A 433-nucleotide genomic window follows, 5' to 3' on the forward strand; every position below is an offset into this window, starting at 1 on the left:
CATCAGCAGGCCGAGGCTGCCCTGACCGGTTTGCGGCATCATCGCCGACAGCCAGGCCAGCACGCCGGAGCCGATATTCTGCAAGCCGCCCACCAGCGCCCCGGCGGTTCCGGCGAGGAACGGGAACGGCTCCATCGCGCCGCTGGTGGCCAGCGGGAACAACATCCCGGCGCCGAAGAAGAACAGCGCCGCAGGCACCAGCAGGGTCCAGACGGTCATGATGCCCAGCAGCCCTGGGATCCACATCATCAGACCTGCCAGCAGGCAGCAGATCACCGACTGCCACATCAGCGTCGGGAAACGCTTGTTCGGCCGGCCGGCAAACCACGCCCCGAAGAACGCCGCCGGGATCGGCAGAATAAACAGAATACTCACCGCCATGCTGCTCAGGCCGAGCACCGCGCCCATCAGCACCCCGGAGCAGGCTTCGAAT

Annotated in this window: 1 pseudogene; it reads right to left on the reverse strand. The window is 66.5% G+C overall.

Annotated features, from left to right (window positions below):
* Positions 1-433: pseudogene (gene emrD / locus M3627_RS20525) on the reverse strand (multidrug efflux MFS transporter EmrD); the annotation flags it as partial.

The organism is Psychrobacillus sp. MER TA 171 (assembly GCF_023713305.1).
Lineage (GTDB): Bacteria > Bacillota > Bacilli > Bacillales_A > Planococcaceae > Psychrobacillus.